At 71.5% G+C, this 16,772-nt stretch carries 16 protein-coding genes; 7 read left to right on the top strand and 9 right to left on the bottom strand.

What is annotated here, in order from left to right:
* Nucleotides 1-34 precede the first annotated feature (34 nt).
* Nucleotides 35-649: a dihydrofolate reductase family protein gene (locus QIY60_RS29515; protein WP_283145219.1), complete on the bottom strand. Its 615-nt coding sequence runs from the start codon at nucleotides 647-649 to the stop codon at nucleotides 35-37.
* A gap of 237 nt (nucleotides 650-886) precedes the next feature.
* On the opposite strand from QIY60_RS29515, the gene QIY60_RS29510 reads away from it, so the two are divergent.
* Together QIY60_RS29510 and QIY60_RS29505 are read left to right on the top strand one after the other, a co-directional pair.
* Nucleotides 887-1,408: a methyltransferase domain-containing protein gene (locus QIY60_RS29510; RefSeq protein ID WP_349253967.1), complete on the top strand. Its 522-nt coding sequence runs from the start codon at nucleotides 887-889 to the stop codon at nucleotides 1,406-1,408.
* Nucleotides 1,408-1,728, top strand: a complete 321-nt coding sequence (locus QIY60_RS29505; protein ID WP_283146155.1) for a hypothetical protein — start codon at nucleotides 1,408-1,410, stop codon at nucleotides 1,726-1,728. The genes QIY60_RS29510 and QIY60_RS29505 overlap by 1 nt, the downstream gene beginning before the upstream one ends.
* Nucleotides 1,729-1,731: 3 nt before the next feature.
* On the opposite strand, the gene QIY60_RS29500 is transcribed toward QIY60_RS29505, so the two are convergent.
* From QIY60_RS29500 to QIY60_RS29490, 3 genes are all read right to left on the bottom strand, one after another.
* A complete protein-coding gene (locus QIY60_RS29500; RefSeq protein ID WP_283145218.1) occupies nucleotides 1,732-1,950 on the bottom strand; it encodes a hypothetical protein in 219 nt (72 codons plus the stop codon).
* Between the two features lie 528 nt (nucleotides 1,951-2,478).
* Nucleotides 2,479-2,904 (bottom strand): hypothetical protein, encoded by a 426-nt coding sequence (locus QIY60_RS29495; RefSeq protein ID WP_283145217.1) that lies wholly within the window; start codon nucleotides 2,902-2,904, stop codon nucleotides 2,479-2,481.
* A 1,054-nt stretch (nucleotides 2,905-3,958) separates the two neighbouring features.
* Nucleotides 3,959-4,759 (bottom strand): hypothetical protein, encoded by an 801-nt coding sequence (locus tag QIY60_RS29490; protein WP_283145216.1) that lies wholly within the window; start codon nucleotides 4,757-4,759, stop codon nucleotides 3,959-3,961.
* A gap of 482 nt (nucleotides 4,760-5,241) precedes the next feature.
* On the opposite strand from QIY60_RS29490, the gene QIY60_RS29485 reads away from it, so the two are divergent.
* Entirely contained in the window at nucleotides 5,242-5,475 is a 234-nt protein-coding gene (locus QIY60_RS29485; protein ID WP_283145215.1) for a hypothetical protein, read from the top strand.
* Nucleotides 5,476-5,649: 174 nt separating this feature from the next.
* Here QIY60_RS29485 and QIY60_RS29480 read toward each other — a convergent pair whose 3' ends face one another.
* Genes QIY60_RS29480 through QIY60_RS29465 form a run of 4 tightly spaced genes read right to left on the bottom strand, consistent with a single transcriptional unit; the run spans nucleotide 5,650 to nucleotide 9,231 of the window.
* Entirely contained in the window at nucleotides 5,650-6,858 is a 1,209-nt protein-coding gene (locus tag QIY60_RS29480; protein WP_283145214.1) for an ABC transporter permease, read from the bottom strand.
* A complete protein-coding gene (locus QIY60_RS29475) occupies nucleotides 6,855-7,562 on the bottom strand; it encodes an ABC transporter ATP-binding protein (RefSeq protein WP_283145213.1) in 708 nt (235 codons plus the stop codon). Before QIY60_RS29475 ends, QIY60_RS29480 begins: the two co-directional genes overlap by 4 nt.
* Nucleotides 7,559-8,635 carry a peptidoglycan-binding domain-containing protein gene (locus tag QIY60_RS29470; protein ID WP_283145212.1) on the bottom strand — a complete coding sequence of 359 codons (1,077 nt, stop codon included), beginning with the start codon at nucleotides 8,633-8,635 and terminating at the stop codon, nucleotides 7,559-7,561. Before QIY60_RS29470 ends, QIY60_RS29475 begins: the two co-directional genes overlap by 4 nt.
* The gene (locus tag QIY60_RS29465; protein ID WP_283145211.1) at nucleotides 8,632-9,231 is read right to left on the bottom strand and encodes a hypothetical protein; all 600 of its coding nucleotides are present in this window, start codon (nucleotides 9,229-9,231) and stop codon (nucleotides 8,632-8,634) included. The genes QIY60_RS29470 and QIY60_RS29465 overlap by 4 nt, the downstream gene beginning before the upstream one ends.
* 198 nt (nucleotides 9,232-9,429) lie before the next feature.
* Here QIY60_RS29465 and QIY60_RS29460 point away from each other — a divergent pair, with 198 nt between their 5' ends.
* From QIY60_RS29460 to QIY60_RS29445, 4 genes are all read left to right on the top strand, one after another.
* Nucleotides 9,430-10,122, top strand: a complete 693-nt coding sequence (locus tag QIY60_RS29460) for a response regulator transcription factor (RefSeq protein ID WP_283145210.1) — start codon at nucleotides 9,430-9,432, stop codon at nucleotides 10,120-10,122.
* An 83-nt stretch (nucleotides 10,123-10,205) separates the two neighbouring features.
* A complete protein-coding gene (locus QIY60_RS29455) occupies nucleotides 10,206-11,657 on the top strand; it encodes a HAMP domain-containing sensor histidine kinase (protein ID WP_283146115.1) in 1,452 nt (483 codons plus the stop codon).
* Between the two features lie 17 nt (nucleotides 11,658-11,674).
* Entirely contained in the window at nucleotides 11,675-12,160 is a 486-nt protein-coding gene (locus tag QIY60_RS29450; RefSeq protein WP_283145209.1) for a hypothetical protein, read from the top strand.
* Between the two features lie 189 nt (nucleotides 12,161-12,349).
* Nucleotides 12,350-12,820: a DUF3592 domain-containing protein gene (locus QIY60_RS29445; protein ID WP_283145208.1), complete on the top strand. Its 471-nt coding sequence runs from the start codon at nucleotides 12,350-12,352 to the stop codon at nucleotides 12,818-12,820.
* Nucleotides 12,821-12,836: 16 nt separating this feature from the next.
* On the opposite strand, the gene QIY60_RS29440 is transcribed toward QIY60_RS29445, so the two are convergent.
* Nucleotides 12,837-16,550 carry a hypothetical protein gene (locus QIY60_RS29440; RefSeq protein ID WP_283145207.1) on the bottom strand — a complete coding sequence of 1,238 codons (3,714 nt, stop codon included), beginning with the start codon at nucleotides 16,548-16,550 and terminating at the stop codon, nucleotides 12,837-12,839.
* Between the last annotated feature and the right edge of the window lie 222 nt (nucleotides 16,551-16,772).

Below are 16,772 nucleotides of genomic sequence, written 5' to 3'. Positions count from 1 at the left end.
GACCAAGCCCGGTACGGCCACGGCACCGGCATCGCTACTGCTCAGTCTGCGGGATGTGAGCCTTGGCGTCCTCGTAGGTGCCCTCGGGCTTCTGTTCGGCCGGGCCGTAGACCAGGTTCAGCACTCCGGTCTGGAACGCCTCGGACGAGATCAGCCTCAGCGGGACGGCGGGCTCGCCCTCGTCGAACAGGCGCATGCCCTTGCGTACGGCGAGCGGGTGCACCAGCAGGTGCAGCTCGTCCAGGAGTCCGGCCGCCAGCAGCTGGCGGATGACCGAGATCGAGCCGCTGAGGGCGATGTCGCCGCCCGGCTCGTCCTTCAGGGCGGTGACGGCGTCGACGAGGTCGCCTTCGAGCTGCTCGGAGTTCCGCCAGGTGAACTCCAGCTTCCGGCTCGACGCGACGATCTTGCGTGCGTCGCCGAGCATCTTCGCGAAGCCCGCGTCCTCGCCGCCGGCCGCCTCGCGCTCCGGCCACGCCCCGGCGAAGCTGTCGTAGGTCTTGCGGCCGAACAGGACGGTGTCGGCATCGGCGAGCATCGCGCCGACCGCCGCACCCATCTCGTCGTTGAAGTACGGGAAGTGCCACTGGTCGGGCGCCTCCACGACGCCGTCGAGCGAGATGAAAACGCCGGCCGTGATCTTCCTCATGGTGTTCCTCCCAGAGCCTTCGCCGTTTCGGTCTGCTCCAGTAAGACGGCGGGAGGCCGGGGAAGTCATCGGTGTCGACGCACTCGTTTCGCTTCCCGTGCGGCACGACCACGCCGCGGGTTGGCTTGTTCGCGCTCTGTGACGGCGGCGATGAGTACGTTGAGGTGGTCTCTGAACAGCACCGGCAGAACCGCACCGACAGAACCGCACCGGCACCTGGCACAAGGAGCACCACCCATGCCGTACGACCGCGCATCGAGTTCCGAGCAGGCGACCCGCAGCTACTACGACACCGCCGACGTCGACGCGTTCTACGACGCCGTGTGGGGCGGCGAGGACATCCACACCGGGATCTACACCCATGACCAGGAGTCCATCGCGACGGCCTCGCGCCGCACCGTCGAGCAGGCCGCGGACAAGGTGAGCGGCCTGCTCGCCGCGGACAGCACGGTGCTGGACCTCGGGTCCGGCTACGGCGGTGCCACCCGCTACCTGGCCGAACGCTTCGGGTGCCGCGTCGTCGCCCTCAACCTCAGCGAATCCCAGAACGAGCGCCATCGCGCCACGAACGCCGAGCGCGGCCTCGACGCTCTGATCGAGGTCGTCACGGGGTCCTTCCACGACATCCCCTTCCCGGACCGCCGCTTCGACGTCTCTGGTCCCAGGAGGCGTTCTGCCACAGCGGCGACCGCACGCGTCTGCTCAGCGAAGCCGTACGCGTCCTCAAGCCGGAAGGGGCTCTCGTCTTCACCGATCTGATGGCCGCCGAGGACGTCCCCGCCCGCACCCTGCGCCCCGCCGTGTCCCGGCTGGGCGTGGACGCCCTGGCCACCCCGAACCTCTACCGCCAAACGCTCGCCGGACTCGGCCTGTCCCGCACCGACTTCGACGACCGCAGCGGCCAGATCCTCACCCACTACGAACGCCTCACCGCCGAGACCAGCCGGCGGGAGCACGAACTGCGCCGGATCATCAGCCCCGCGTACGTCGACGGTCTGCTCGCCAACCTGCCGCTGTGGGTGGACGCGGCCCACCGCGGGCACCTGCGCTGGGGCATCTTCCACTGCCGCCGCGCCTGAGCCTCAGTTCCGCTCGCCCCGCATGGGCGGTTCCGGCAGCCAGTCGTGCGCCGGGTCGTACTCCAGCCAGCGGCTCCGCGCCGCCTCCGCCGCGCAGGCGGCGGTGAGGCTCTCCGGTCCCGGGTGTCCGTTGCCGGTGCGCCACAGCAGTGACCAGGCGTACAGCGGTGTGGGTTCGACCAGGGGTACGGACCGCAGCCCGGGGATGTGCGGCAGGGGCACAGGCGGACGAGACGGTGTGCGAGGCCCGTGTGCAGCGGAGGGTGGACCCGGCCGAAGGCGGCGTCGATGTCGCTGTGCAGCAGCGCCGCCGTCACCGACGGCAGATCGCGGCCGTGCCCGAGCACCAACTCCCCGGCCCGCCCGGCAACTTGGGCCAGCGTCCGCATCGGCGCGTAGAGGTGGCCCCAGACGTCGACGCGCAGCGGGCGGTCCGTGCCGATCGCCGCCGCCGCCACCGCGGCGGCGGCCAGAGTCTGCCGGGCCGGTGCGAGCAAACGCTGTCCGGCCTCGGTATCGCCGCCCCGCTCCTGGTCGTCGACGGCGGCCAGGACGTCATCCCAGGCGTGACGAACGGCGAGTCCCTGGCCCGGCCGGCGCCGCACGGCACCTACCTATCCGTCCCCCACGGCGACCACCTCCTCGGCAACGCACGGCCCGACTGGCTGTCCCCGCTGGGCGACCACATCGGCAACGCACTGACGGGAGCAGGGGGTCGACCGGCGCCACCTGGTGGCTCACAGCACCGCGTCACGGCGTGGAGTCGCGCCCCAGCACCCTCGTCACCAGGGTGCCCTCCACGAACAGGTCGACCCGTCGCCAGCGCGGCCACTCCTTGGCGGTGGGGCCGTCGGCCGATCGGTAGAAGTCGTCCCGGGTCGGATACTTCTCCGGATCGGGCAGGCCTCCCCCGGTCAGCGGGATGCCGTGGATCGTGAGGTCGCCCTGGGCCCTGGCGGGGTACTCGCCGTGGGCGGACACCACGAATCCGTCGCGGGCGATGTGCGGGCCGAGCGCGTCGACGATGGCCTGCCCGACGGCCACGGCCCGGTTCTCGGAGAGTACGTCGTTGTGCGCCTCCGTTCCCTCCGGGGAGGTGAACGCCAGCAGCACGGGGGCCGGTCCGTACGCCTCGACCACGGCCCGGACCTCGGCCAGATCGCGCTCGAACCGCATCCTGCCGTTGGTCTCGGAGCCCGGTTCCTCCTGGGGTCAGCAACGCTCCCCAGTTGAACGGGATCTTGGGTCCGGAGAGGTGATCCGCCTCGGTGATGGCGTGCATCCAGCCGTGCCCGGGCAGGTAGAGCTGCCACAGCGCGCTGTCGGAGAGGTTTCCCTGTCCCAGGTTTCCCAGCTTCCCTTGCCCACCGTGGTCGAGGCGACGACGATCCGGGCACCGGCGAAGTCCGCGGAATCGGACAGATCCAGTTCCGACCGGAAGTCGAGCTTCCCGAGATCCGCGACGCCGAGACCGGGTTTTCCCGCGACGCCCTGAGGGCACTCTTGAGGCCCACATCGGCCGCAAGCCCCCCGGCCACCCCGGCGAACACCGGGTGGTTGCCCGCCCACGGAACGGAGACCGGATCCTCGGTGACGGGCTGCCCGTTCTTGTCGTACACGCGGCCGCCGTCCTTGTCCCGTTTGAACACCAGCCGGAACTTGTCGATCTTCACCACGGCCACATAGGCACCGGCCTGGATGCCCACGAGCGGCGCTGAGGCACCGATGTCCTGGAAGGTCAGCCGGTACAGGAACGCCGCCTCACCCCCCACCCCCAGCCTTCTGAATGCTTCCTGCACCTGCGCCGTTCCCCAGCCCGTGGGGTATCCGGCGGCCTTGCTGTTCCTCACCTCGTCGTCCGGGTAGAAGCCATGCTCGTACACCTTGTCCGGCGGCAGGTAGTTGAGGGTGATGCCGTCCTCCAGGCGTTCGGTGACCACCTCCTGGCCGTTCTGGTGCTTCTCGACCACGCTGATGGCCACGTACCGCAGGACGTCGCGTACGGTGAGCGCGGCCGGGTCGAGGTTGCGGTAGCGGAGGACGAGGTTCGGGTCCGACCACGGGTAGGCGCGCAGTTTTCCGAGGATCTTGCCGCTCTCGCCCGCCGAGGCCGGCTGGTACAGGTCGTCGAGCCCTTCCGATCCCTCGATGCCGGTGTCGCTCAGCCAGTTGAGCGCGGCCAGCTCCTTGCCGGGCCGGATGGGCATCACGGCCTTGACCCACGGGGCGTTCAGGAACGCGTTGCGCTGGTGGTCGGCGTCGAGTTGCATGAGCCACCCCAGTGAACTGCCCATCCGGGCCGGGGCGGAGGACCCGGTGATGTAGCAGTTGTCCTCGCGGAGCACGTCCTGCTTGTCGGACCAGCCCACGACGTGCTCGTCCAGACCGGCGGGCTTGCGCCGGAGCGACTCGACGACGGGGACGGGCAGCCGTCGGCGCACCTTGACGGGGGCGGCCGGCGGGGTCGGCGAGCGCGTCGAGCTCGGGGGCGAACACCGGGTGGCTGTGGTCCCCGCTCCTCCTCGCACAGGACGTCATAGCCGCGGGGCTCCACGCGGCTCGCCGCGTCGATGCGCTCGATGGCCGCCTTCATATAGGCCCCGCGCTGCAACCGGTCCAGTTCCAGGGTGCGTTCCTTGACCAGCGCCGCGTTGCGGTCCTCGATCTCCTTCCTCTTGTCCGGGGTCGGTGTGTACTTCACCGTGATCGAGAACTGGAGCTGTTCGCCGCCCTTGCCGTGGCCCTGGGTGACGTACACGGACAGGCTGGGCGCCTTCGGCAGGGGTGTGCCGTCCGGGACGCCTCCCGCGTTGTCCGTACGGTTGACCACGATGTTGACGCTGAGCGAGCCGCCGCTGACCCACTTCAGGGCGCCGTGCTCCAGGTAGGTGTAACCGTCCTTCGGGTGCAGCGGGACGTCGCACAGCCAGAAGCCGCCGGCGTGGCCGGTGGAGCTGATGTACCCGTCCACCGGAAGCGCGAACGTGCCGGTGGCCTCTTCCTTGTCCGTGGTCTCCAGGCTGGTCTCCACGGTGCGCTCCACCAGGGTCGGGCGAGGGTCTGCAGCAGTGCCTTGCGGCGTGCGGGGTCGGTGGTCGCGGCGGTGCGCCGGAACAGCTCGGGGGTGACCTCGGTGGCGAGCATCGTGTCCAGCGCCGTGCGCTTCAGCAGCAGGAGCCAGACGGCGGGGTCGCGCAGGTCCTTGCCCTTGACCCGCTGCTGGAGCAGGTCGGCGAGCACGGAGTCGATCAGCGGGCTGTAGGGCTTGGCGGCGAGTGCGGTACCGGTGCGCACGGTGAGCGACAGATCGTCCGCCGCCTCGGCCGCTCCGAGGTGGACGATCCCGCCGTCGGAGACCGCCGCGTCCGCGGTGACCTGCTGGGACACCAGGGTCCGCAGGTCCTCGTCGGCGCGCGCGATCCCGTCGAGGAAGCGGGCGACCGTACGCTGGGAGCGCCAGCCGAGCAGCGGCTGGTAGAGCCGAACGACTCGCTGGCGTACGGGAGTGTGCCCGTGAAGCCGGGCAGCGGCCGACCCGTCACCACGCGCGAGCCCCCTGTCGGCGCGGGCATGACCTGGACGTTGTCGGCATCGCCCGACGCGGTCTTGGCGAACGGTACGACGGCCCAGGTGCGCCCGCCCGCGCCCTTGCCGACCAGGAACAACTCGCGGTTGCCCTGGGCCGGTGGCGCCACGAACGAGATCGTCTGCGTGCCGAGACCGCTCAGCACCCTGCCGACGTACTGACGGCTGATGTTGGTGTCGTGTTCCAGGAACGCACCGTTGAGCGCGGGCACGTCGGGGAACAGTTTCGGGTCCTGGACGTCGACACCGGCCGGAATCGCCAGGGCGATCCGCTGGGCGGTAGCGCGCGACCAAGCTCCGTTCCGCTGTGCGGACCGGCGCCCCGCGAGCCGCCCCTCACGTCGCGTGCAGAGCCACCGTCGGGTGCAGACGCGAGGCGCGGATCGCCGGATAGAGGCCCGCGATCACGCCGATCACGAGGGTGGCGGCCAGGCCGCCCGCCAGGGCCCAGGGCGGGACCACCGTCGTCCACCCCTGGGCCCGGGCGAACCCGTACGTCGCCGTCGCGCCCAGCAGGGCGCCCGTCGCCCCGCCCAGGCCCGACAGCAGCAGCGACTCCGTCAGGAACTGGAGGCGGATCGCACCCCGGGTCGCGCCCAACGAGCGGCGCAGGCCGATCTCCTGGCGGCGTTCCAGAACGGAGATGACCATGGTGTTGGCGACGCCCACCCCGCCGACCAGGAGGGCCACCGCGCCCAGGCCGAGCATCAGGGTCGTCAGGCCCTCGTCGGTGGCGGCCTTGGCGGCCAGTGCGTCCGAGGGGCGGGAGACCTTGATGCCCGCCTGGCTGCCGGGGTTGATGCTGCGGGCGAGCACCGCCCGTACGTCCTCCACCGAGGCGTCCGTGGACCGCTCGAAGACGGTCGTGGGGTGGCCGTCGAAGCCGAAGTAGCGCTCGGCGGCGGGGAATCCGACCAGGGCCACCCGGTCCAGGGTGGGGACCAGTTCGATGGGTTTGAGGATGCCGACGACGACCACCCGTATGTCGTTCATCATGATCGTCTCGCCGGTACGGGTGATGCCTAGGCGGTCCGCCGCCACCGCGCCGAGGACCGTCGTCGGGAGGCGTTCGCCGGCCGCGGTCAGCCACACGCCCCTGTCGACCTCGCCGCCGAGCGCGGACAGCAGGTCGAGGCGGGCGGCCTGGGTGGTGACGCCGGCGGTGCGCTCCTCGGGGACCACGTCGCTGCGGCGGACGCGGGCGTCGACGTTGGCGGTGGCGGTGGCGTGCCGCACCGGGCCGATGCGCTCGACCATCGCGACCGCGTTCTTGGGGAGCTTGACCGGCCGGCCCGTACCGTCGTCGTCCGCCTCGGCGGTGAGGAGGTTGGTGCCGAGGCGGTCGAGCCGGGCCATCAGGTCCGCGCGGCTCGACTCGGACAGGCCGACGACCGCGACCATGGTCGCGATGCCGAGGGCGATGCCGAGCGCCGAGAGCACCACGCGCGCCCGCCGCGCGAACAGGCCCACTGCGCCGACGCGGAGGATGTCACCGGGGGTGAGACGGGAGGGCTTGAGGTCGGAGGGCTTGAGGTCGTTCTTCATCGGCGGACTTCCCCCGTGAGAGACGTGGTCCGGGAGTCCGAGACGATCTCGCCGTCCTTGAAGCGGACCCGGCGCGGCAGCGAGTCCGCGATCGCGTGGTCATGGGTGATCACGCAGATGGTGGTGCCGGACGCGTTCAGCTCGTGCAGCAGCTCCATGACGATCTCACCGGACGCGGTGTCCAGCGCGCCGGTCGGTTCGTCCGCGAGGAGCAGCCGGGGCTCTCCCACCAGGGCGCGGGCGATGGCCACGCGCTGCTTCTCGCCGCCGGACAGCTCGTTGGGCGTGTGCGAGAAGCGGTGGTCCAGACGCACCTCGGCGAGCGCTTCCCGGGCCCGCGCGCGCCGTTCCCTCAGCGGTACGCCCGCGTACAGCAGCCCGTCGGCGACGTTGTCCACCGCGTCGCGCCCCGCCGCCAGATGGAAGTGCTGGAAGACGAAGCCGATGTGGCGGGCGCGCAGTGCGGAGAGCCGGGAGTCGGAGAGCTCGGACACGTCGTACCCGGCGACCTTGACGGTCCCCGTGGTGGGCCGGTCGAGGGTGCCCATGACGTTGAGCATGGTGGACTTGCCGGAGCCGGACGGGCCCACCACGGCGACCAGTTCGCCCTCTGCGACGGTGAGGTTCACTCCGCGCAGGGCGTGGACGCCGCCGGGGTACGACTTGGTGGCGTCCCGGAGTTCGATCACGGGGGACCGCGTCATGACGCCGCCACTCCGACCAGCACGCCCTCGCGCACGTCCGGGCCCGAGACCTCGATCCGCCCGTCGGCGGTCATGCCCGTCTCCACCCGCACCATCTTCGAGGTGGTGCCTTGCACGATCTGGAGGCCGTAGCCGCCGTTCTCGCCGCGCAGGGCGACGACCGCCTCGACGGGGACGGCGAGGACTCCCTTGTGTGCCTCGCTGACGAACTTCACGCTCGCCGACGCCTTGGCGTCCTCGCCGGACACGGCGCCCGCACCGCCGTCCAGCACGATCTCGACCGTGATGCCCTTCTGCGCGCTCGCACTCCCGGCGTCGGGCCCCTCGGGGCGCACCGTCCCGGCGACCCGCCCCGTCACGGTCCTCCCGCTCGGCAGAGTGACCTCGACCTTGGTGTTCTTGGAGGTGAGCGCGCCGTCGGTCTGCTCCAGTTGCGCCCGTACGACGGGCTGGGTGGCGGCGATGGTCACCACCGTTCCGCCCGGGGCGACCTGGTCGGCGAGCACCGCGTCGGCGGAGACCACCTTGACCTGGCCGGGCTGGAAGACGACATCGCCCTTGCCGACCCTGCCGCTGCTCTCCCGGTTCAGGGACTTCTGCCACCGCTTGACGGCGGCCTCGGTGTACTTGTCGTACTCCGTGTCGACATAGAGCCCGGCCCCGTACCCCAACTCGCGCAGATTGCGCTCCAGTTGGAGGACGTCACTGCCCCGGTCGCCCGCCTTCATCTCGCGGAACATCGGGACGGGTCCGTAGAGGAGGGTGACGGGCTTGTCGTTCAGCTCGTACAGCGCCTGTCCCCTCTTCACCGTTCTGCCTTCGGAGGCGGCCACGGTGACCGTGCCCTCGGCGGCGGATTTGACGGCGCGGCGCTGCGCGAAGTCGAGCTTGCCGTCGACCGTCTTGGACAGCACGAGGTCGGTGCGGACGACCTTCGCCGTGGCGGGCGGCAGGTCGCCGCCCTTCGCGGAGGCGCCCGCGTCACCGCCGTCGCCGAAGAGCAGGGCTCCCCCGGTGACCGACGCGGCGACGGCCGCCGCGCCGAGCGCGAGGAAGGCGGTGCGGCGCGTCACTGCATGCCGTCCAGACCGTCGAGCAGCTTCGACTCGCACGCCTTGCGGGCCTGCTTGTACGAGGGCGACTCGGTGTCGATGGAGCGGGACACCGGGTCCGGGTCGCCGCCCGGCTGGGCGTTGCCGCCGCTCATGGTGGGGTTGGTGAACTTGGAGACACCGTGGTCCCGCATGCACTGGGCGTGCGCGAGCATCGACTCGTACGCCTTCTGCTGGTCGCGCTTGGGCTCGGCGTTCATGGCGGCCTGGAGCTCACCGACGCACGCGCCGTTCTTGCCGCCCTTGATGCCGTCGTTGCGGCCGGGCCGGGAGCCGATCGCGTTGACCTTCGCCCAGTCCAGATAGCCGCTGAGCTTGGGGTCGGGGAAGTCCTTGTAGCCGCCCTTGACCCGCATGCACTGGACGTATTTCATCTGCGCGTCGTAGAAGGCGCTCTTGCCCGCGGGCCGCGTGCTCTCCGCTTTGGGGGTGCTCGCGGCCGGCGCGTCGGGTACGTCGGCGATCGCGTCACCCTTCTTCCCCGCGCCTGCGCTGCCGTCACCGCCGCCGCAGGCACCGCAGAGGGCGATGACGGGCACGGCCACGAGGGCGGTCATGCGCGCTGCGGCAGATACGTGAACATTGCGCCGCTTCATCCTGTTCGTCCTGAGAAAGCTCATGTGCTTCACGTTCGCCAGCGCAGATGATGGCCCGCCCATGGCCATGTGATGGGAACGTAACAATGCCTCCGACCTGCGCCTCCGCCCCCATACGGAGGAGGCGGAAGCGGCCCCGGCATGGTCATAATCGGCCCCATGCCGCATGTGCTGCTCATCGAGGACGACGCGTCCGTACGGGACGGAATGGAGCTCGTGCTGCGCCGGCACGGGTACGGCGTGGACACCGCCGCCACCGGCGAACAGGCCCTCGCCCTGCTCGCCGAGGAGGGCGGCGCGCGGATCGAGCTGGCCGTACTGGACCTGATGCTGCCCGGCATGGACGGCTTCGAGGTGTGCCGCCGCATCCGTGCCCGCTCGGCGACCCTGCCCGTCATCATGCTGACCGCGCGCGGCGACGACTCGGACATCGTGACGGGCCTGGAGGCGGGCGCCGACGACTACGTGGTCAAGCCGGTCACCGCACCCGTCCTCGAAGCCCGCATCCGGGCCGCGCTGCGGCGCGCGGAACCGTCCGGGCAGGCGCGTGAGGCCGACGACCTCGCGGGGCTGGTGATCGACCGCGCCGGGCTGACCGTCACCAAGCACGGCGTCCCGGTCGCGCTGCCGCCCTCCGAGCTGCGGCTGCTCCTTGAGCTGTCGTCCTCCCCCGGCCGGGTCTTCAGCCGTGAGCAGCTCCTCGAATCCATCTGGGACCACACCTTCCTGGGCGACTCCCGGCTGGTGGACGCGGCGGTCGCACGGCTGCGGTCCAAGCTGGAGGACGTACCGGCGAAGCCCCGGTACGTCCAGACCGTGCGGGGCTTCGGTTACCGCTTCGGGCCGCTGTGAGCCGTACGGACACGGGCAGGCCCACGGCGAACCGCACGGCGGGGAGCGGGCGCGCCACCGCCAAGCGGCGCTCCCGGCGGCTCATCGGCGGGCTGCGCACCCGGCTCGTCGTCACCTTCGTCGTCGTCGCCCTCATCAGCGCGGTGACCGCGACCGCCCTCGCCTACCGGGACGCCCGCACCGCCGTCCTCCAGCGCACCCAGAACACCGCCGTGAACGACCTCCGCAAGCGGGTCACCACGGTCGCCGCCGACTTCGACCTGCCGCCCGACCAGCGGTCGCTGTCCCGCTTCGCGACGGCGGTCTCGGACGGCATCGGCGCCCGCCTGGTGGTCGCCCGCTACCAGGACCTCGTCGCCGCCTCCGACTCGCTCGCCGACACACGGGGCCGGATCGGCACCGAGCTGCGCGCCGCCGTGCACACCGGCAAGGGGGCCCGGTTCCAGCGGGTGATGTGGCGCGGAGAGCCCTATCTGACCGTCGGCATGCCCGTGACGTACGCCGACGGGGACCACCGCACCTCCGGCCTGGAGGTGTACGCGATCACCGACCTGCGGGCCGAGCGCGACGACACGGCCGCCCTGCTCGACTCCGTACGGGCGGGCACCGCACCGGTGGTGCTGCTGGCCGCCGTCCTGGCGCTGCTGGCCGCGGGAACGGTCCTTCGCCCGGTACGCAAGCTGAGCCGGGCCACCCGTGAGCTCGCGACCGGAGACCTCGGCAGCCGGGTCGCCGTCACCGGGCACGACGAACTCGCCGACCTGGCAAGGACGTTCAACGAGACCGCCGACGCGCTCCAGGCCTCCGACGCGGAACTGCGCGAGCAGGAGGCGAAGGCACGGCGCTTCGTCGCGGACGTGTCGCACGAGCTGCGCACGCCCCTCGCGGCGATGACGATGGTGGCGACCGTCCTGGAGGAGGACGCCGACCAGCTGCCGCCGGACGCGGCGCGGGCGGCCCGTACCGTCGGTGCGGAGACGGCACGGCTGTCCCGGCTGGTCGAGGACCTGATGGAGATCTCCCGCTTCGACGCCAAGGCGGCACGGCTGAACGCCGCCGAGACCGACCTCGCCGACACCGTCCGGGCGTCCCTCGCGCTGCGCGGCTGGACGCACCGGGTGCACGCGCAGCTGCCCGAGGGCGTACGGGCGGTCGTCGACCGGCGCCGCATCGACGTGATCGTGGCGAACCTGGTGGGCAACGCTCTGCGGCACGGGGCCCCGCCGGTCACCGTGACCCTGGGGACGGTGACCGGCGCGGACGGGGAGTGGCTGACGCTTGAGGTCGCCGACCACGGCCCCGGGCTGCCGCCGGGGGCCCGGGAACGGGTCTTCGACCGGTTCTACAAGGCGGACGCGGCCCGTACGCGGGGCGCGGCCGACGACAGCGGACAGGGCAGCGGCCTCGGCACGGCGATCGCGCTGGAGAACGCACGTCTGCACGGCGGAACGATCGAGGCGGCCGACGGGCCGCGGGGCGGCGCGGTGTTCACCCTGCGCCTGCCCGCACGACGCACCGAAGGGGGCACCGGGTGAAGGCCCGCCGAGGAGCCGTGGCCGCGGCGCTGGGGATCGCGGGGATCGTCCTCGCGGGCTGCGGCGTCCAGCCGAGCGGAGTGGTGGGCGCGGGCGAGCCCGCGTCCGGGCTGACGCGCGGGATGCGGCTGTACTTCGCCTCCGACAGCGGACTGCGCGGGGTGCCGCTGCTCGACACGGAGGTCAAGGACCTCAACGCGGTGGTGAAACTGCTGGCCATGGGGCCGCCGCCCGCCGAGCGGCGCGACGGGCTCACCTCGCTGATCGTCCAGCTCGGCGGCTACACGGTGACCGGAACGGGCAACCGCGTCACGATCCACCTCGAAGAGCCCTATGCGATGTCGGGGCGCGACCAGGGCACCGGCCAGCTGGTGTGCACGCTGGCACGCGCCCAGTCCGTACTCGACCCGAAGACCAGGGCCGACGACGTCGAGGTGACCATGCGGCCGAAGGAGGGCGCCGCCCTGGGACCGTACCGGTGCGCGGAGTTCCTCAAGCGATGAGGCGGGCGGGTCACGGCGTTCCCAGGCCTGGCCCGACAGGTCGCCGAGCGCATCGCGGCGGCGCTCGCCCCGGACACCCCTCTGTGGGTCTGACGGGAACCACCTGCCCCGGCAACCCATCTTCACCAGCACCGGTGATCCAGACGTGTTGCCGGGTCGGGTGGGTTCGGATGACCAGGGGGATGAAGCATGTCGGCTTTGAGCGGGGCGTTCGGGGTGGTGTTCGGCTCGATCGGACTCCTCTTCGCCGCCTTCGGGATCGGAATGCTCGTCCTGGGCGCCCGGAAGAGCTCCGAGTACAAGCGGCTCTTCCGCGAGGGGCACGTGGCGGAGGCCCGCTGCCTGGAGACGTACATGGTGCATCGCCATTCGCCCGACATGCCGACCTCCAGTCAGCGGCGTCTGATCGTCGCGTTCCGGACCGTGGACGGCCGGGACGCGCGGGCCGAAGTCGTCTCCCGGCATCCGTATGTGGCGGGGGACGTCGTGCCGGTGCGGTATCTGCCGGAGCGTCCCGACCGGGCGATGGCGGCGGAAGCCACGCCCGGCATGGGAGTCGTCACCTGCCTCTTCGGCGGGGTGATGGTGATCCTGACCTTCGTGGGGCTGTGCTTCGCCGCCATCGGTTTCGGCGTCGCGGCGTTCATCGGCATGAGCTGACGCGTGGTACCAGGCATCAGCAGAGCTTGCGATAGGAGGCTTCGGGGATCAGCTTCCGCCATTCCTCTCTGCTGAAGTCCCGATGGACTCGTCGGCAGAGATCGGCGGAGAGGGCCTGGGCGGCGAGCGGATAGGAATGCCACGGGGTGAGCCGGCCCGCGGCGTACAGGGCGCTGCCGTCCGGGCTGAAGGCGAGGGATTGGATGACGTCTCCGCCGGTGGCCAGGGCCGCGCTGAAGGGGCGTTGGGTCTGGGTGTCCCACAGCTGCAACGATCCGTCCGAGTCGGCCGCCGCCAGGACGTGGCCGTCGCGGGACAGGGCGAGGGCCGTGATATCTGCCGACCCCTCGCTCGTCGGCTGAGTGTCGTCGGCGGTCACCGAGAACGGCTTCATGTGCCGCCGTGCGTTCTCGTCCCACACGGTGACTCGCGGGTACTCGGTCCCCGCAGCCATCAGCCCTCCGCCGGACGCGGCGAGGGACAGCATGTCCGGGGCGTGTGGATGCACGCTGGTGTGTCCGGTCGTCAGGTCGGTGACGTAACCGCCCCTCGTGACGGCCTGGTTCTCGGTCGGAGGGACCAGGAAGGAGTACCCGGGGCCGTCGGCCACCTTGGTCAACTTGCCGTCGTGGGTGTTCCAGAGTTCGAGGGCCCGGTCCTCGCCGGTCTCACGGATGGCCAGCAGGGTCTTTCCCGACGGGTCCAGGGCGATGTCCAGTGTCCGCTGGCGGGGCTTCCCGGGTGACGTGAGGTTCACGACGGCCTTGGTACGGCGCGTCGTCACGTCGTACAGCGTGATCTCCTGGCGGGGACGCGGCTGCTCCCAGGTCAGCACCCCGTAGGCGAGCGTCCGGCCATCCGCGCTGAATGCCATCCGTCCGACACAGACCTCGGTATCCGCCGGGCAGGGTTGGGACGGAAGCTCGGCGACGACCTTTCCGCTCGCCCCGTCACGGAGCTGGAACGCCCGTCGGGAGCCGTGGCGCACCGAGGTGGCCAGCATGCGGACGTCTTGGCTGAACACCGCGTTCTCGACCGGGTCTTTGACTGCTGTCGCACGCACGATGCCGCGCACATCCAGCGACCGGACCGCCCCGTTCTTGCGGCCGCCGACAAAGCGCAGAAGACCGCGGCCGACGTCCAGTCGCAGGCTTCGGGCCTCCTCGTCCACCAGCCGGTAGCGGAAGACGGGCCGCGACGGGGCGGCGGTCCGCCACATCAGGATCTCGCTCCCGGTCGCCGCCGCGAGGAGCCGTCCGTCGTCACTGAACTCGGCGTCCCTCAGGCCCTGTTGCCCGATGGTGAGCTCTTGACGACCCGTGGTGAGATTCCAGGTACGGACACCCGTGCTGTTCATCAGGGTCAGACCCCGCCCGTCGGGAGTGAACCGCATACGGTGGAAGTCGCCGCTGCCGGGGCACCGGGCGTACGCATCAAGGGAGCGGGGCAGAGGCAGCGTTCGTTTCGCCGCCATGTCCCACACTTCGAGCGACGCGCCCGCCGGGCACACCGCGAGGAGGCGCTCGTCCGAACTGACCGCCGTCCGGCGGGCGTCCAGCGGATGCCCGGCCGTGTTCTTGAACAGCAGGCGCTGGTCGGCGACGTCCCACACCTGGATGGACGGAGTGTCGTACGAGTCGGTGAGCACCAGCGCTCGGCCGTCGCCCTGGAAGCTGCCGGCGGTCAGGACGGATCCCGGCAGCGCGGGCCCGGCGCGCTCGGGCTGCCCGGGGTGCCACAGGCGGGTACCGGCCCGGCCGGTGAGCAACACCGTCCCGCCGTCCGCGCTCACGTCCATCCCCTTGCCGATCAGAGGGTCGGAGGACAGCACCCGATGGCTGTCGACGTCGCGGCGCACGGCGGCGCCGCCCACGAAGGTGGTCAGCGTACGGCCGTACCGATCCAGGAAGCGGGGAGTGTCGGGGTCGGAGTCCGGGTCGGCGTATACGTCGGTGTCCTGGTCCGGCCGGGAGGCGACGGCCACGAGGGCGGCGCGCGCCTCCGGTACGTGCGCGAGCTTCCAGGCGGCGAGGCTCAGCCTCATGGCGGTCTGCGGGTCGGACTGGAGGTAGCTCTGCGCGAGCGCGGCGGCGCTGCGGGCCGCCGACTGGCTGCGCTGCTGGTCGCGGGCCCGCCCCTGCTGCCAGGCGACGCCGCTCGCCACCAGGGCGAGCACCACCAGGACGGACAGGGCGGAGGCGATCACACCTCGGATGCGGCGGGTGCGGCGGTGCGCGTGCCGGCTCGCGGTGAGAAACGACTCTTCGAGCGCGGTGAGTTCGATCCGCCGGCCTTCCGCCCCGAACGCGGTCTGTGCCTGGGCCAAGCGGGTGCCGCGCAGCAGGGCATCGGAGTCCCGGTCCAGGTCGTGCCAGTCCTGGGCGGCTTCGGCGAGTTGGCGGTGGGAACGCAGACGGTCGCGGTCCCGCTCGATCCACTGGCGCAGCCGCGGCCAGGCGGTGATCAGGGCCTCGTGAGTCAGGTCGACGCTCCGCTGGTCCAGAGCGACCAGACGGGCCCTGGCCAGATGTTCGAGAACAGGACCGGCGTGCACGGGGTCGACGGCGTCCAACTCCTCGCGGGCGGCGGGGCGCCGCGTGTCGGGCGTTCCGGCACCGGGCGTGATCAGCCGCAGCAGAAGCTGACGGGCCACCTGGGCCTGCCCGTCCGGGAGTTGGGCATACGCGTGCTCGGCGCTCTGGGTGATAGCCCCGTGCAGCCCCCCGGCCAGTTCGTACGCCTGGAGGGACAGCGTCCGCCCACGCCGTCGGCGCCAGGTCTCCAGCAGGGCGTGCGACAACAGGGGCAGGCTGCCGGGTTCGGCGGCCGCTTCCTCCAACACCCGGGCAGTCAGGGCCCGTTCGACGATCAGCCCTTCGGCTGCCGTGGACTTGAGGATGACTTCACGTAACTCGGCGGGTGTGAGCGGTCTGACGGGCAGGCTCGCCTCGTGGACGACGGCGGCCAGGTCGGGGTGTTCGAGGCAGTGGCTGTAGAAGTCCGCGCGCGCCCCCAGCACCACGCGCAGTCGGCTCTCGGGATCGCGCGCCCCCGTCAGCAGGGCGATGAACCGATTCCGCTCCTCAAGGTCGTGGCAGAGGGTGAAGACCTCCTCGAACTGGTCCACGATCAGCCAGGTGTCTCCCGCCGCGTCGTCCGGGACGAAGACGCTTTCGTGGTCGCGGACGGGATGCGGTCCGGGAGTCAGTATCCGGACGGCGGCGGGCTGCACGCCGGGTTCACCGAGGGTGCGTAATCGAGGGATCAGCCCGGCGCGCAGCAGGGACGACTTGCCGCTGCCGGACGGTCCGAGCACCACGGTGACGCGATGGCGCAGGGCCGTCCGGACCAGCTCGTCCGTGAGCCGGTCGCGCCCGAAGAACCGGTCCGCGTCATCGGGCTCGTACCGCGCGAGCCCCCGAAACGGCGGTACGACGTCCTCGTCGTCGGCCCAGACCTGACCGGCTTCCTGCCGGGACGCCTCACGCCAGCGCTCCTCCCAGCCCGCCGGATCGGCGCCGCAGGCCGTCACATAGGCCAGCGCCACGGCGAGCGAGGGCAGGGTGTCGCCGGAGGCCGCCCGGGAGAGGGCCGCGGCGGAGTACTCCACCCCCCGCGCCATGTCCCGGTACGTCGGACCGCCCGCCTCCTGGCGCAGCCGCCGCAGCGCCTGGGCGAATCGCTGTACGGGACCGCCTGCCGGATCGAGGGGCTTCTCGCAGCGTCCCACCGTTTCCCCCTTCAGTGATCACGTGGATGTCGGGCCATGAACGCGCTGTCGTGGCCCGGCCCGTGGCAGAGCCGGGCCACGACGTCGTCATCGAAGACACCGGCACCGCTGACCCAGCGGTGGGCGGACAGTGGAAGCGATCCACCGACCCCGCACCTGCTGCTGGGTGCCGCGCCACCCCCGTGGGCGGCGGTACCGGGCTTGACTCGGCGATCCCATCGC

It is taken from the genome of Streptomyces sp. BPTC-684 (assembly GCF_030028635.1).
GTDB lineage: Bacteria > Actinomycetota > Actinomycetes > Streptomycetales > Streptomycetaceae > Streptomyces > Streptomyces noboritoensis.
Note: the sequence above shows the minus strand (reverse complement) of the source record. Positions and strands in the feature narration are given on the sequence as shown.

Excerpts from the sequence above, each read along its gene's own strand:
- QIY60_RS29515 (WP_283145219.1), bottom strand. The coding sequence starts at position 649 with ATGAGGAAGATCACGGCCGGCGTTTTCATCTCGCTCGACGGCGTCGTG.
- QIY60_RS29510 (WP_349253967.1), top strand. The coding sequence starts at position 887 with ATGCCGTACGACCGCGCATCGAGTTCCGAGCAGGCGACCCGCAGCTAC.
- QIY60_RS29505 (WP_283146155.1), top strand. The coding sequence starts at position 1,408 with ATGGCCGCCGAGGACGTCCCCGCCCGCACCCTGCGCCCCGCCGTGTCC.
- QIY60_RS29495 (WP_283145217.1), bottom strand. The coding sequence starts at position 2,904 with ATGCGGTTCGAGCGCGATCTGGCCGAGGTCCGGGCCGTGGTCGAGGCG.
- QIY60_RS29480 (WP_283145214.1), bottom strand. The coding sequence starts at position 6,858 with ATGAAGAACGACCTCAAGCCCTCCGACCTCAAGCCCTCCCGTCTCACC.
- QIY60_RS29475 (WP_283145213.1), bottom strand. The coding sequence starts at position 7,562 with ATGACGCGGTCCCCCGTGATCGAACTCCGGGACGCCACCAAGTCGTAC.
- QIY60_RS29465 (WP_283145211.1), bottom strand. The coding sequence starts at position 9,231 with ATGACCGCCCTCGTGGCCGTGCCCGTCATCGCCCTCTGCGGTGCCTGC.
- QIY60_RS29460 (WP_283145210.1), top strand. The coding sequence starts at position 9,430 with ATGCCGCATGTGCTGCTCATCGAGGACGACGCGTCCGTACGGGACGGA.
- QIY60_RS29445 (WP_283145208.1), top strand. The coding sequence starts at position 12,350 with ATGTCGGCTTTGAGCGGGGCGTTCGGGGTGGTGTTCGGCTCGATCGGA.